We start from the raw sequence: 16391 nt of genomic DNA on the forward strand, positions 1-16391 counted from the left end.
GCCCGGCCTTATGACTAGGCGCTGTTCTATTTAGGCGCCCGACTGTACCGTCAGGTCGTCAATTTCTACTGCCGGAATTTTGCTTAAAGCAGCTTCTTGCTTAGCTTTCTTACGTTTTTTCTGTACCAGCGGAGGACACTTGTCATCCCGGTAATAAGTCACCTGGCAATCCAGACACTGATGGCACTCGTTTGCATTAATAGTACCGTCCGGATGGATCGCCTGAATCTCACATTCATTCGCGCAAACCTTGCATGGCTGACCACACTCTTTACGACGTTTGAGCCAGTCAAACAGACGCAGGCGGGCAGGAATAGCTAGTGCTGCACCTAATGGGCAGATATAGCGGCAATACACTTTGCGGGTGAAGATGTTGATCACCAACAGGAATACTGCGTAGAACACATAGCCCCAGTCACGCTGGAATTTAAGTAGGAAAGTCGTTTTAAACGGCTCAATCTCAGCATATTTCTCGGCTTCAGCCAGAGACTCAAGAGAGATCGCAAACAGACCCAGCAAGATCACATATTTCAGTGCCCAGAGTCGTTCATGCACAGCAAACGGTATTTCAAACTGTCTGATTTTCAGTTTACGGGCCAGCTCGTTGATCAGCTCTTGCGCCGCACCAAACGGACACAACCAACCACAGAAGATACCCCGCCCCCAAAGCAACATAGTCATCGCGGTGAAGCCCCAAAGGATGAACAGCATCGGATCAAGCAGGAACAGATCCCACTGAAAATCCCCTTGCAGCGCATGCACAAAGGTAAAGACGTTAACCACCGATAGCTGGCCTAAGGTATACCAGCCGATAAAGAACACTGTAAATACCAGATAAGCGCGACGAATACCGTGCATCAAGCGTGGGTAACGAACCAGTACATCCTGAATAAAGATCACGATAAAGAGTATGGCCAGGGCTACCGTCAATACTACGATTTGGAACGCTTTTTCCTTCCAGATAGACACCCACAGCGCTTCAGGCTCAGGCTCAATAATGGGTTCAGGCCGGTCCAGATACTTTTCAGGTGTCAGATAGTCACCATTAAAGCTGGTGAAGATACTTTCCAACGCGCCTTTTTGACGACGAACTAACAGCTCCAGCTGCCAGGGGGTACCCAGATCGAACTCATATTGATTTCGAACGATAAAGATAGCCATCTCCCTAAACCCCGGAAAGCCATCAATATAAACATCATCGAGGCGGTAGTAGTCAGTATCATGGAAACTGATCGCCTTACCATCTTGCTGCAATTGAGTACGATCGAAGATACCACCACGCACGTAGCCATTGCCCTTGAATGAGTACTGACCTTCGCCCATAACAGCCAGAGCCTGATCGCCCTCTTTCAGCTCGCCCATCAGCCAGTTGTACTGATCATCACCCAGTAAGTTACGACCAATAGTCGGAACATTCAGTGGTGCATAGTACATATCGATAAACATGCGCTGCTGATCTTCTGCAGTAGGATTACCTTTCGTCGCGACAGCAGTGCCTTCAAAGGCCTTATCGATATCACCTTCGATCAGCATCAGACGACGAATCGAACCGTCACCGGTCAGCTTGGTCCAATCAGCTTTTTCAAAAACATCTGGCTTAATGGTTGCCGGTGGTATCTGAGCTTGCTCAGACAGTCCTGCAATTTCCAATACCTGGGCAACTTTGCGCGCCGAGCGCATAATTGCTTCGTTAACCACCATAACGGTAACCGTTGCACCGGCAACAACATCAACGTTAATAACTTCTTCGTTGTTACTTGCACCAACACGGACCTTATCAGTTACGCTCAATCCTTCGTAAGCTGCAGCAAAATCAAATAGTTCCTGTTCAGGAATACCTACCAACAAAATGGGTTCGTGATGTTCAAGAACACGGGTAGCACGGATTTCCCCTTCAATATCCATTGCGATCAGGGTATTAACCGGTTTGCCAGAGTAGGCTGGAATTTTCGTTACATCATTGGTTTCAAAAGCGTAACCTAGTACCTCATCACCTTTGAAGACGGTCCAGGCCAGCATTTTGCCTTCGACAACCGGCTGTTTATCACCAACAGAAGTTGCCTTAGGAAAAGCGGTGTTGATGGTTTCCAGTTTCTGAGCATCAGAAACCGGTACCATAGCTGATGCTAGGGAGGGCATCAGGAGAACTGCCATCAGGCAGAGTAATAAAAGCAGCTGCTTTCGAATTGAATAGTCGGACAATTCCATCTTTTCTACCACACTATGTATATGGAGTATTAGGGTAGTTCGGCTGCTTTTTATTTTTATCCCTTTGACAGCCTTTACTCGATTACTTCAACACTTCGATAATTGTAAATTTCATCATATTTTCTTGCTTAAGCTTAAAATGAATCTTTTGACCCTCATTGAAATCTGCAACTGACAGACCATCAGCCAGATTAAACTTCATCTGCATCTCAGCCATAGTCCAGGCAGCAATAGGCTGATGGTGCACAATCAACTGATTTGAATCCGCAATAACACGCTTAACAACACCATCAACCATAACGACTTCAGCCATTGGCTTCATGTCAGCATTAGCCTGCATATTGTGATGTTTGTGTTCTGACTTCATATCGCCCGCAGCTACGGTCGTGCTGATTAATGTGGCACTGGCTATGGCACCTACCAGAAGAGCTGCTGTAGTTACTGCTGTTAAAACTGAATTTTTATCAAAAGACTTCACGCTGGACTCCCAAAAACTGATTCCGATGCGACAATTTGTCACAGCGGAATAATAACAAGGGAAGGTAGATGCTGACTTGATAATAATCAACCTTATCGATAATTCACCAAATACTCATTTAACTCATAATAATCAATTAGTTAAGATAATAAGTACCACTTTAGAGGTACCCTTAGTAAGCCACCCAGAATGGTGAATAATGATGCAGATCAATATGATTTTAAATCTTTATTAAAAGACCTTATATTTCAGAAGGTTACTCATTCACTAGAGTAGGATTAAACAACTGCTCAAATCGTGCTGCCGGAACGGGCTTTGAAAACAGATAACCCTGGCCAAAATCACAGCCCGCTTCAATCAAAAGCTGTTTCTGCTGTTCTGTTTCAACGCCTTCGGCAATCACTTTGATGCCGAGTTTATGGGCCATGACAATAATGGCTTCGCACAACGCCAGATCACTGGATGAAGGATCAAGGTTACGCACAAAGCTCTGATCAATTTTCAGATAATCTATATCAAACTGCTTCAAATAGGACAACGATGAATAGCCTGTACCAAAGTCATCCAAAGACACCTCCACACCCGCATCTCTGAAGCCAAGCAGCTTATCCCGAACCTGAGTACTGGCTTCCATTAACAGGCCTTCAGTTATCTCTACAGCAACAGAGGAGCCATCCAGCCGCATTGCTGCTAATTGAGCAAACCAATTGTCCTGATCGCAATCATCTGAACGAAACTGAACCGGAGAAGTATTTATGCTTACCTGAATGGATTGCCCATTCGCTTTCCATTTAGCAACCTGCTGAATCGCTTCACTAAATACCCAATTGCCAATATCGACAATCATTCCGGTATCTTCAGCGGCAAGAATAAAATCCTTAGGTGACACCAAGCCATGACCTGGATGATTCCAGCGAATCAGGGCTTCCACTTTATGTAAGCTACCATCGGAAAAATCTATGATCGGCTGGTAGTACAAACAGAACTGCTGTTCAGCTAACGCAATGCGAAGATCGTTGACCAACAGACGTCTCTTTTGCGCCGCCATCTCCATTACAGGTGTAAAGTAATGATAGTTGTTTCGCCCCTGCGACTTAGCGGCATACATCGCCTGATCGGCATTTTTCAATAAGGTTTCGATAGTATCAGCATCATCGGGATAGATGGTGATACCGATGCTGGCAGATATATAGGCTTTATCCTGGTTAAGATTAAAAGGCTCTCCCATCAATTTCAGTATTTTCTGGGCAACCCGCTCTATCACCGTAAAATCGGTTAAATCTCCGAGGATAATTGTAAACTCATCACCACCGAGCCGAGCGACGGTATCGGTTTCCCGCACACATCTCTTCAGACGCTCTGAGGCAAGCTTTAATAACAGGTCACCATGATCATGTCCCAGTGTATCGTTGACCTCTTTAAAGTGATCAAGGTCCAACAACATCACTGCTATTTTGTCGCCATCTCGCTGAGACTTCTTCATCTGAAGGCTTAATCGATCATAAAAAGTCCTGCGATTTGGCAACTGAGTCAGCGGATCAAAATGAGCCATCTGATTGAGTTCCCGGTGAGCTTTCTTTTGTTCAGCCAGGCTAATATCAATGCAATACATCTCTTTGGAGCCGGAAGCCGACAGTAACATTACATGACTCGAAAACACCGGAACTCGATGACCCGACTTATGCATTAATTCCATTTCAGCTGCCGGAATCGGCTGATCATGGTGCAGCCAGTTATAGTGTTCCTTAATAACCTGCTCTGACATTTCCGGAGGGATAAACAATGTCTCCAGTTTCTGGCCAATAGCCTCTTGACCGCTATAACCGTAAAGTTGCGCACTGGCATCATTCCAATAAATAATACGCCGTTCTTCGTCATAGCCCTGAACCGCGATAGCCGGCAGGCTTTCAATCAGCTCCCGGAAACGGTACTCACTCTCACGTATCAGAAGCTCAGCCATTTTATGCTCGGTAATTTCAAGAAACATCCCGCGGAGACAGGCCGGCTTACCTTCGCTTAAAACAACACTCACCATATCCCGTAACCAGACAGTCGCTCCATGCTTATTTATAAAACGATACTCAAAAACAAAATCATCCTGATTTAAGATCTGTTCCTGGCAATGTAAAATGACCCATTCCCTGTCATCGGGGTGAATATGCTGTATCCAGAAATCCTCAGCCAGCCATTCCTGAGTTGAATACCCTAACAGCCGTTCTGCATTGTCGCTGACATAGGTGAAACACTTTGAATCAACATCTGATTCCCAGACAATTCCATCGGTTGCATCAACCAGGTTACGAAAGCGTAATTCACTCAAGCGATGTGCCTTTTCAGAGCGCCTTAAACGCAACGCCCAATAAAGAATAACAGCAACGATAATGGCAATAATAAGAAGGTATTTAATGAGTTCAGCAGGTTGTATTCCTAGCGGAACATCAAGCCCACGCCAGTGCTCATAAATAGCATTCCTTTCCTCTTTAGTAATACTCAGCAAAGCTTTCTTAATGATAGAAGCAAGCTCCGGATGTTGATTATATACACCGATGCGAAACTCACTCTTATAAGGGGTATGTCCGGAAAAACTCAGGTTAAGAATACCCAGTTTTTTCATCATATGGCTTGCCGCAGTCGCGTCACCAACAAAAGCAACGGCTTCACCTTCAGCGACCATTTTCAGTGCTGCCGCTAACGACGTCGTATTAGCGATTGTAATCTCAGGAAAATCTCTCTTTAACAGCTCGTTTGTATAATGCCCTTTATGTATCGCGACCGTTTTACCCCTAAGCTTATCTAAAGTGCCGATATAACCTTTGGACTGCTCACTGATAATAACGGCGACACTGGACAGATAAGGCTCAGTAAACAACAGATAGTTTTTCCGCTCTTGCGTCTCAACCAGACAAGACATCAGATCAAACTCACCTGAGCGAGCCCCTTTAAGCACATCTCCCCATGACTTTTTATTGGTTACCGGTTCAATCTTTACCTGCAAACGTTGTTCTAACAGGGCGATATAATCAGCAGTAATACCGGTATAGATACCCTGCTCATCGATCCATTCATAGGGTTCAAAGCCCTTATCAATGCCCATTTTCAACACCGGGTGTTGATCCAGCCAACGCTGCTCTTCGACGGTAAAGTCAATTAAAAGAGATCTGTCTTCTGGTTTATGATCAGCACTGACTACTGAAGGAATAATCAGAAACAAAAAGATAAAAGTGACAGACAAAAATATGACAGCTTTAACTAACTGCTGTCTGGCAATCGTGTATTTCAGCACACCGCACATCCCTGATCCTTAGCGTAAAGCCGCCCCTGACCAACGTCGAACAATCCCATACGACTCAACTGAAGAACTTCGACTCTATAAACTATATAGTAGACTCATAAACGGTAGCTGTACTTTTTGTTACACTCTTTTTTGACCCATAACATTTGATATTCAGACTTAACTACACCAATCCCCCCATACCTCCCAAACTGATGAATCTAAGGCTGTGTTCAATGCCCTAACACCGCTATGCTGGCTCTGAAATGATAATCCAACATCACCTTTAACAGGTTTTTTGTATGCGCATTTTAGTCGTCGATGATACTAAGCTCATTCGTGAAATGGTCAGTGCAATTATCAGGCATCAGGGCTATACCCCGGTCACAGCATCAGGTGCTACAGAAGCGCTAGCTGTATTACAGGATGGCAATATCGATCTGATTCTGATGGATATTGAGATGCCTGAGATGAACGGCTTTGAGCTGACCCGGTTGATACGAAAGTTACTTAAACACTGGGTTCCCATCATCTTTCTCACCGGTAGTACAGAAGACTCTCACCTGGCTGAAGGCATAGATGCCGGTGGAGATGACTATCTGACTAAGCCCGTCAATGCCACTGTACTCACAGCAAAAATACGAGCAATGGCCCGTATCGCCCAGATGAAAGCAGATCTGGATGAAGTCAACATAAAGCTACTTCAACTAACCCAGCTCGATCCGCTGACAGAAGCGGTTAATCGCCGGGGCCTTGATGAGTCTCTCGAGAGAGCCTGGCGAATTCGTCAACGGGAAAATACTAAGCTTGCACTGATTTTCTTAGACATCGATCATTTTAAAACTTATAACGATAATTATGGGCACCAGCAGGGCGATCAGTGTCTCAAGTTGTTTACCGGTATCGTACAAAACCAGTTACTCAGACCCGCTGATATCCTGGCCCGCTATGGCGGCGAGGAATTTGTTGCCCTTTTGCCTAACACCAGCCTGGCTGGTGCTGAAAAAATAGCGGCGGATATTATTAGTGCCCTGCAACAGGCTAATCTGCCGCACGACTTTTCTGACACGGCAGAATACATCACCGCCAGCCTGGGTATCAGCTCAAGTCACTTGGGCGCTAAAGACAGTAACGAGCTCTTGAAGCAGGCTGATAAGGCGGTTTATCTGGCAAAACAGCAGGGCAGAAACCGAAGCGTTACATACCATCCTGATTAATACTTTCTAACTAATCAGGCTACTCAACAAACATCCTTACTCGCCTGAGAAACCTATTTTTAACAATAAAAAACCCGCTCTGAGGCGGGTTTTTCTATTTTTTCTTCTTCAGTGGGGCTAAACCATCATCTGATACAATTTGTCGATTAGCCTGCCGCCTGTTCTTGCGATCTTGTGGTGCCTTCACCACCCGTTTAGGCTTCGCCTTAACCTGAACTCCCTTGTCAGCTGATTTAGGCTTAGGCGCCGGTTTTAAACCTTTAAACTTAGCCTTAAGCCCTGCCATTTCCGAGAAGTTTAATGGCTGCTGCAGAAAGCTTTCAACCCGCTTAAATGAATCCCAGTCTTTTGGCCCGACCAGAGACAGCGCAACACCTTTAGCTCCAGCCCGGCCGGTCCGGCCGATCCGATGCACATACTCTTCTGCCTGCTTCGGCATATCAAAGTTCACCACCAGCGAAACCTGCAGTAGATCGAGGCCACGGGATGCGACATCCGTCGTAATTAAAACCTGCTGCTGACCACGACTGAAACTATCCATAATTTTATTACGATCAGCCTGACTCATCTCGCCGCTCAGAGCGACAGTCTTCAGGCCTTTATCGGACAATAACAGCGATAAACGATCGGTATCCGAACGGGTCGCAGTAAAGATGATCGCCTGCTGATAAGTTTCAGTATCCAGTATTTTCTCAAGCAGGGCCTGCTTATGATCCAGGTGATCGGCAAGATAGAAACGTTTTTCAATATCTCCGTGCTCTGCATTGGCCGCACCGATTGCGATGCGCTTAGGTGCCTTTAAGAGTTGCGATGCGATCGCATTGACTTCAGCATGATCCAGGGTTGCTGAAAACATCAGCGTCTGTCGCAAACGGTGGTTTGCAATGTTATTGATCTGCTGCAACTGTTCAGCAAAACCCAGATCCAGCATACGGTCTGCTTCATCCAGAATCAAAAGTTCCAAACCCGCCAGAAACAACGAACGCTCATCCAGGTGATTCGCCAGACGTCCTGGCGTTGCCACCACTACGTGAGGATCTTTTGCCAGCGCTTTTGCCTGATCATTAAAGTTCTCACCACCCAGAACCAGCGCCGCCTTAAATTGCGTGCCGCTGGTGAGACTACGTAATTGTGCGTATACCTGTTTTGCCAACTCACGGGTCGGCGCCAACACCAATACCCGGGGATCACGTTTAGTCAGGGCTTTCTGTTTCATCAGTCGCTGCATAGCTGGCAACAAAAACGCCAGTGTTTTGCCCGAACCGGTTTTCGACGAAGCGATCAGATCGTGACCCACCATCGCGGTAGGAACAGCCTGTTCCTGGATCTCAGTAGGTTTATAAATACCCTGATGATCCAGGATTTTGATCAGTCGCGTATCTAGCCCCAGATCCTTAAAATTTTCAGCTTGTGACAAAAGTCTGCTCCGTTACCGTTCAGGTCACTATCTAAGTGGTATGATCATACCAGAATCAGGTCGCGATAATGACCCGAACCGCATCCAGCTTCAGTGTCGCACTTTCCAGATGTTGTTCCAACTGAGCCCGGTTCTGCGCCAGATAATCGATTTCAGCCTGGCGAATGTTTGGATTTATCTCAGCCAGGGCAGCCAGCCGCTCCTGCTCAGATCCTAACATCGTTGCAACATTACTACGTGCCTGATCCAACAGCCCCGGTAGTTGAGTTTCAGCAATCGCCTCAACCCGCTCAACCATGCCGGTAATCTCGGTGCGGGTATGCTTCACTATATCCACAGCCTGACGTTTACCTACCCGCTCAGCCAGATTGTTTATGTGGGCTTCGGTCAGAATCGCACTCAAATCAGTACCATTGCTATCAACCACTAACCGACACAAGGTATTAGGCAGGTAACGCTGCAACTGCAGTTGTTTAGGTGCAGCGCAATGCAAGGTAAATATAGATTCAAGCAATAATGTGCCTGGTTTCAGGGGCGGCAATTTAATCGAACAAACTGCGGTATTACCAAAATCACCGCTGGTCACAATATCCATAGTGCCGCTGATTAGCGGATGCTCCCAGGTCAGGAACTGCATATCTTCACGACCCAGTGCCAGTGTTCTGCTATAGGTAGCCGTCATTCCCTCAGCAGGCAGACCCGGCAAGCTGTCATAGTGCATATGATCGCCAGGATGCAGCACAATGCTGTTGCTGCTATGGGGCTGCTGTTCCACACCAAACTGATCCAGCATTTTCTCCATATAGCGACTCAGCTCAATACTGTTACCACTCACTTCCATACTTTCAGCAATCAGGTCTGCCTTAGCAGGTTTACAGGAATTAAGCTCAAGTAGCCGATCCCGGCCCTGTTGTAGCTGATCTAACAGACGATCAGCTTCCGCACGGGTGGAGCTGACTAACTGCTCTACTTCCTGTTCATCAAACTCATCAAATAACGCTGGAATAAGCTGCTCCAGGAACTGATCAAACAGCACTTGTCCCACTGGGCAAGCCCGTTCAAAGCAATTCAGCCCCCGATGTAGCCAGTCCAGTAAAATTGCCTGCGCGCTGAATTCATAATGCGGAACATGAATCTGCACATCATTACGCTGCCCTATTCGATCCAGTCGACCAATACGTTGTTCCAGCAGGTCCGGGTTTAGCGGTAGATCGAACAGTATCAGGTTACTGGCAAACTGGAAGTTACGCCCTTCGCTACCAATTTCTGAACAGATCAATACCTGAGCACTTTCATCTTCATCGGCAAAATAAGCCGCTGCGCGATCACGATTAACCAGCGTCATACCTTCATGGAAAACCGATGAGCGGATACCTTCGTATAGCCGCAAATGTTCTTCCAGCGACTTCGCCGTTTCGGCATAAGCACAGATAACCAGTGCCTTTTGATCCCGGTTTTCTTTCAGCCAGTCGGTCAGCCACTGGACCCGTGGGTCAGCCTCCAACCAGCGGTCAGCCAGAATCATCTCCGGGTGTAAGCGTTCTTCCAGTCCGGCCTGAGCCATCTGCTGTTGTTCACTTTCCAGATAGAATTCAGGCTCAGGAAGCGGATAACTATGTAATATACGGGTAGGAAAACCTGCCACTGCATCACGGGTATTACGGAACAACACCCGACCGGTGCCATGGTGATCCAGCAAACTATTGACCGCATCATCGATCGCTTGTTCCAGGGTATCATTTGCCAATTCTTGCTCTAGACGAGCAGCAACCTCTGCGCCCAGATAACTGCTTAACTGGGTGAATACCTCAGGGGCATCCTGTAGTTGCTCCCGGGCATCTTCTGCCAGCAGTTGCTCAACAAGTTTACTAACCGGCTGATAGCTTTCCTCTTCTGAGCGAAACTGTTCCAGATCGTAGTAGCGATCAGGATCCAACAACCGCAAACGGGCAAAATGACTGTCTACACCTAGCTGCTCTGGTGTTGCTGTAAGCAATAACAACCCTTTTACTTCGCGGGCCAGCGCTTCGATACAGATATATTCAGGGCTGGATTCCTCTTCAGACCAGACCAGATGGTGCGCTTCATCGACGACCAGCGTATCCCAGCCGGCATCCAATGCCTGAATCAGACGATCCGGGCTGGATTTAAGGAAAGACAGATTACAGAGTACTAACTGAGCCGTTTCGAATGGGTTTACCCCCTCATCAGACAGTTCAAGTGCTTCGCAGCGTAGCTCATCAAGAATAGTAAAGCGCAGGTTAAAGCGCCGCAGCATCTCTACCAGCCACTGATGTACCAGACTATCCGGTACGACAATCAATGCCCGGGAGGCTTTACCGCTGATCAACTGCTGATGCAGAATCAGACCCGCTTCAATGGTTTTACCCAAACCTACTTCATCGGCCAGCAAGACCCTTGGCGCATAGCGCTGTGCTACCTGATGGGCAATATAAAGCTGATGCGGTAACAACTGTACCCGCGGTCCCAACAGACCATAGCTTTCAGATTGCAGGTGATTCATCTGATGCCTGAGAGTATCTACTCTTAACCGGAAGCGACTCAGCTTGTCTACCTGTCCGGCAAACAGCCGGTCATGAGGCTTACTGAAGTGAACAGCACTGTCGAGATCTTTCTCTTCCAACACAAGGACATCGCCATCCCGGTCTTCTGCCTGATACACCATATACCCATTCAGTTCCTGGGTTGCGGTAATCGTTACCTTAACCCCCAGGGAACTACGCACCTGCTCACCGACCGGATAGATCACCCGACTCAGAGGAGCATTATCTATAGCATAGGTACGTTCCTCTTCAACAGCAGGAAACATCATGACAACACGGCGATTGGCAACTTCAGTTACCAGTCCCAACCCCAGATTCGATTCGGTATTACTAATCCAGCGCTGGCCGGGAATAAACTCAGACAAAAGGCAGCTCTCAAACATCAGTGTCCCGAAGGACAGATTCAAACAAATAGTGTTACAAACACACTTAAAACCTAATAGTAGTTTGTAAACATCAACTGCGCGGCATAATAGGCGTTGTACCCCGGTTCCTCAAGGGCCATTTTGTTATTTAATCCGAGTTTATCAAAGATTACAGAATCAGCCGCTTGAAACCACCATGAAAATATCCGGGCCGGGTAAAATAATGTATCCTTGCCCCTTTAAATCTGCGAGTAATCATCGATGTTCTTTATCGACCTTAATCTTGACCTGGAGATCCTCGGCCCGCTGGCTGACAACAACTTTCTCAGCCCCCGCCCGATCCAGCAAAAAGCCATCCCTCTGGCTCTGGATGGCTACGATCTGCTGGCCTCGGCTCCGACAGGAACAGGTAAGACCCTGGCCTTTGCTCTACCAGCACTACAGAAGGTATTCGATACCGAACAGGACCACAGCAGTGCGCCGCAGGTTTTAATTCTTGCGCCAACCCGAGAACTGGCAAAACAGATCTACCAGGTTATAGTGTTGCAAACTGAATATAACCGTATCAACAGTTGCCTGATTGTGGGTGGCGTACCTTTGGGTATGCAGAAGGCGATGTTAGAAGAGCAGATCGATATTATGGTCGCAACCCCAGGCCGTTTACTCGAACTCAATGCCCAACAGTGGCTGGACCTGTCACTGGTTAACATGCTGGTCATCGATGAAGCAGACCGGATGCTGGACCTTGGCTTCATAGATGATATCAAGCAGATCGCCGATATCCTGCCTCTTGACCGCCAGACACTGATGTTCTCGGCAACCCTTGAGGGAGAAAAAATCAAACGCTTTGCTTCGGACCTGCTGAACGAAGACTCTCAGGTGGTTGCTGTTGAGCAGCCACGCCAGATACCTGCAAACATACAGCAGAATATCTATCAGGCAGATAATGAAAAACACAAAGAACACCTGCTTAAAGCGCTGATCAATCAGCCAGAAATGAAACAAGCAATTGTTTTTGTTAATAGCCGCAAGCAGGTTGATCTGTGGGTGTCCGCTATTCGTACTACCGGCCATCTGTGCTACGGACTACATGGCGACCTGCGTCAGAGTGAACGTAACCAGCGTGTCAAAGAGATGCGCCGGGGCAAAATACAGGTCATTGTAGCTACTGATGTGGTTGGCCGGGGCCTGGATCTGCCAGACCTGACTCATGTTATTAATCTTTATATGCCCTTAAAGGCTGACACTTATGTACATCGGGCCGGTCGTTCAGGCCGGGATGGCGCAAAAGGCACCGTCTGGTCAATCGTCGACGCTATGGACTGGCCAAACCTACAGCGTATCGAGCGCTTTCTTAATGAAAAACTGCCTCGTGCTACCTTCCCGGGACTTTCACCAACTAAACCTGAGCCCGGTAAAGCGACAAAAGGCAAAGCTAAGCCAAAGAAGCCTAAAGTAAAAAACAAAAAGTCGAAAAAAGCAGCAGACGCCGCCAAGAAAGCCACCCCGAAAAAGACCAAAAAACGTGTTGGTCGGGGCCCTAAAGCAGCACACCAAAAGAGTAAATAAATTATCCACAGCAACCCTAAGCTATTAATGTGGCTTAGATAGCAGTCAAAGGCAGGGATTAGATTAAAACAGGGAGAAAAAAATGAGCCTTAGAACTGAACAGTTACAGCAAACAATGATCCGTGTTGATGGTCATGCGCCTGGTTCAGGTTTAGCCAAGCACAAAAAAATGGCAACCAGTCCCTTTGTTATGTTGCGTGGGGCAGCGGCTGTCTTTTATGAAGATCTGGCTCAAGGCAGAATCCAACTCCCTGAAGCGCTCAACAGCTGGCCCCTGACGAGCGTGATGGGGGACTGCCACATCTCAAACTTCGGCCTGTTCAGTGAAGAAGGCTCCCACAGCACCCAGGTTATATTTGCCCCTAATGACTTCGATGATGCCTGTATCGGCCATGCTGGTTGGGACCTTATACGTTTTGGTATTAGCCTTCTACTCAGTGCGGATCATTGTCGTGGAGCGATTGATGGGCGTTACACAACAGTCGAGCCGTTTGAAAAAACCAAAAGCGTCAGCAACAAGCAGACTCTGATGGCGTTACAACAATTTTTCATCAGCTATAACCAGTGCTGTGAAAACTTATTTTATAAGCGGATAGATTACCATCAGGTTCTGAACAGCTTTAAACCCGACCATATACTGTTTAAGCCCTATAATAAGGCACTCAGTCGTACCGCTTCAGGGGAATCTTTTGCGCTTAAAAGTTCACTGGCCAAAGCCATAGACCTGCGCTCTTCAACATTACGCTTTCGCGACCTGCCCGATCGTTTTAGTCGACTTCCCGCGGCCGAATTTGAAGCCATTAAAGAGACATTTTCTCCCTACGTTGATGACGATATTATCGATATCGTCGCGCGACAGGGTGCGGGTACTGGCTCTAACAATATGCAACGCTATTATCTGTTAGTCGGCCCCCAGTCCAATACATCAGGAGCCAGTAGTATGGAGAACTGGCCCTTACACCATATAGTGGAAGTAAAAAAACAACGCAATGCCGCGCCACTGTATCATTTTAGCGAGCTAAGCCCGGTTAATCAGTTAAATCCAGCCCATCTTACAGTAGTCTGCCAGCGACGCATGCAGCGTCATCCTGATCTGGTATTAGATGAAGTCTTCTGGCGTGATGCCCATTGGCTGGTACGTTCCCGCCACCATGCCAAAGTGGGTATTGATCCGGCAACGGTGGCCGCAGGTAAACGCGCCCGCAACGGAGGTTTTATCGAATATGCAGCCGCTTGCGGCGAAGCTCTGGCACTGGCCCATGCCCGGGGTGATCGTCGTTCTAACCGGTTCGAACAAGCCGTCATTAACAGTCTGACCGATGTTCAGGCTGAACTGATTCAAACTATCACCGACTATGCCGGGCAGGTCCAGCAAGACTGGCAATGGTTATCAAAAATTGAGAGTTGAATCTCTTTGTTGCATAAAAAAACCGCAGTCGAGACTGCGGTTTTTTTATGCTCGCCCTTTGTCAGGTACGCTTTAACAGGCTGGATTATTATGCCGCCTTAGCCGAATCAGCCCCACTGCGGCTAAATGCGGTCAGCATCGCTTGTAGGGTTGCTGCGGTGGTATCTTCAGCCACAGCAACCGCGCAGTACTCGGTACCGTTAATCTGCAGAGCGATACAGGCCCGTGCTTTTGCATCGGTTCCGCCACAGATGGCCCGCTGATCAAACTGAATGACTTCCATCTCACAGTTATAACGGCTATTCAGCCCGTCACAAAGCGCCTCAAGAGCACCAGCACCTTCACCGGCCAGGTTACTGCCCCCCACCAGGAACTGCGCACTCACCTGATGCGCTTCAGTATGCAGATCATAATCCTGCAACGTCCACTGCTCAGCCACATCAACAAAGTTTTCCTGATACAGCCGCTCAATATTCGTAGGCGATACCTCTAAGCCACTACTTTCAGCAGCCCCTTGTACGACCCGGCTCAATGGAAAATGCATCCACTTTGGCAGTTCAATATCATAATCTCGCTCCAGTACCAGCGCTACGCCACCTTTACCGCTTTGGGAATTGATCCGCACTACCGCTTCATATTCACGACCAATGTCACGAGGATCTATGGGTAAGTAAGCAACATCCCAATGCTCAATTTTATGCTCGGCATGGTAATTCACTGATTTACGAATCGCATCCTGATGGCTACCCGAGAAAGCGGTATAAACCAGCTCTCCGGCCCAGGGGTGCCGTACAGAAACAGGAATCTCGGTACAACTTTCAACAACCTCAATGATTTCCATTACATTGGAGAAGTCCAGCTTAGGATCAACCCCTTGTGAGTACAGGTTCATCCCCATCGTAATCACGTCCATATTACCGGTACGCTCACCATTACCCATCAACGTGCCTTCTACCCGGTCAGCCCCAGCCATGACAGCCAGCTCAGCAGCCGCAACGGCACAGCCACGATCATTATGGGTATGCAAACTCACTCTTACATACTTACGATTGACTAAATGACGACAGAAATATTCAACCTGATCGGCAAACAGGTTGGGCGTCGACATCTCCACCGTCGCAGGCAAATTAATAATGATGTCCCGACCCGACTCCGGTTGCCACTGCTCAATAACCGCGTCACAGACTTCGATAGCGTAATCCATCTCAGTACCGGAAAAACTCTCTGGCGAATACTGAAAACTCCACTCGGTATCAGGATGCTGTTGAGCGTATTGCTGAACCCATTTAGCCCCCTGCACTGCGATCTCTTTTATCCCATCACAGGACTGCCCGAAAACCTGCTCACGCTGCACGGTTGAGGTCGAGTTATATACATGGATAACGGCTTTCTTGACGCCGGCCATCGCCTCATAAGTGCGTTTAATCAGCTCTTCACGGGCTTGGGTCAGTACCTGAATAGTTACGTCATCAGGAATACGTTTTTCATCCACCAGCTTACGTACAAAATCAAAATCAGGCTTAGAAGCAGAAGGGAATCCTACTTCAATCTCTTTGAATCCCAGCTTCACCAGCAGATCAAACAGTCGGGTTTTCTGCTCGACACTCATCGGATTTACCAGCGCCTGATTTCCATCACGCAGGTCAACACTGCACCAGTCCGGCGCTTGAGTGATAGTCTTATCCGGCCAGGTACGGTCGGTTAAAGGAACAGGTTTAAAGGCACTGTATTTACGATGATCGAACATAGGTCTGTCCTGGTCGGTATCTGCCTGAAGCAGTAATCTGGTTTTATTTATTGGTTAAAACTGAAACCCCGCCGTATCAGTTACATCCTGAATACCGCGGGGCCAAATCTGTATTTCAGTGTACTTTTGGTACTTTAGGTCTTTAAG

At 47.5% G+C, this 16391-nt stretch carries 9 protein-coding genes; 3 read left to right on the forward strand and 6 right to left on the reverse strand.

From position 1 onward, the window contains the following. Window positions 1–30: 30 nt before the first annotated feature. From nosR to EHS89_RS06905, 3 genes are all read right to left on the reverse strand, one after another. Window positions 31–2208, reverse strand: a complete 2178-nt coding sequence (gene nosR / locus EHS89_RS06895; protein ID WP_244937373.1) for a transcriptional regulator NosR — start codon at window positions 2206–2208, stop codon at window positions 31–33. An 82-nt stretch (window positions 2209–2290) separates the two neighbouring features. Beyond that, complete coding sequence (locus EHS89_RS06900) at window positions 2291–2686, reverse strand: copper-binding protein (RefSeq protein ID WP_124925409.1); 396 nt, start codon at window positions 2684–2686, stop codon at window positions 2291–2293. Between the two features lie 256 nt (window positions 2687–2942). Further along, the gene (locus EHS89_RS06905; protein WP_170167437.1) at window positions 2943–5969 is read right to left on the reverse strand and encodes an EAL domain-containing protein; all 3027 of its coding nucleotides are present in this window, start codon (window positions 5967–5969) and stop codon (window positions 2943–2945) included. A gap of 290 nt (window positions 5970–6259) precedes the next feature. Between EHS89_RS06905 and EHS89_RS06910 the strand changes: the two genes are divergently transcribed. Next, window positions 6260–7174, forward strand: a complete 915-nt coding sequence (locus EHS89_RS06910; RefSeq protein ID WP_124925411.1) for a GGDEF domain-containing response regulator — start codon at window positions 6260–6262, stop codon at window positions 7172–7174. Between the two features lie 94 nt (window positions 7175–7268). Here the strand turns inward: EHS89_RS06910 and EHS89_RS06915 are convergent, their stop codons facing one another. Further along, window positions 7269–8591: a DEAD/DEAH box helicase gene (locus EHS89_RS06915; RefSeq protein ID WP_124925412.1), complete on the reverse strand. Its 1323-nt coding sequence runs from the start codon at window positions 8589–8591 to the stop codon at window positions 7269–7271. 55 nt (window positions 8592–8646) lie between these two features. Continuing rightward, the gene (rapA, locus tag EHS89_RS06920; protein WP_170167438.1) at window positions 8647–11538 is read right to left on the reverse strand and encodes an RNA polymerase-associated protein RapA; all 2892 of its coding nucleotides are present in this window, start codon (window positions 11536–11538) and stop codon (window positions 8647–8649) included. Window positions 11539–11781: 243 nt separating this feature from the next. On the opposite strand from rapA, the gene EHS89_RS06925 reads away from it, so the two are divergent. Both EHS89_RS06925 and EHS89_RS06930 read left to right on the forward strand, forming a co-directional pair. Then, window positions 11782–13089 carry a DEAD/DEAH box helicase gene (locus EHS89_RS06925; protein ID WP_124925413.1) on the forward strand — a complete coding sequence of 436 codons (1308 nt, stop codon included), beginning with the start codon at window positions 11782–11784 and terminating at the stop codon, window positions 13087–13089. 82 nt (window positions 13090–13171) lie between these two features. Then, window positions 13172–14497, forward strand: a complete 1326-nt coding sequence (locus tag EHS89_RS06930) for a DUF2252 family protein (protein WP_124925414.1) — start codon at window positions 13172–13174, stop codon at window positions 14495–14497. Window positions 14498–14585: 88 nt separating this feature from the next. Here EHS89_RS06930 and leuA read toward each other — a convergent pair whose 3' ends face one another. Next, on the reverse strand, window positions 14586–16244 hold the full coding sequence (gene leuA / locus EHS89_RS06935) for a 2-isopropylmalate synthase (RefSeq protein WP_124925415.1): 1659 nt from the start codon (window positions 16242–16244) through the stop codon (window positions 14586–14588). Between the last annotated feature and the right edge of the window lie 147 nt (window positions 16245–16391).

Origin of the sequence: Amphritea balenae, assembly GCF_003858655.1 — a bacterium.
In the GTDB taxonomy this organism is placed as follows: domain Bacteria; phylum Pseudomonadota; class Gammaproteobacteria; order Pseudomonadales; family Balneatricaceae; genus Amphritea; species Amphritea balenae.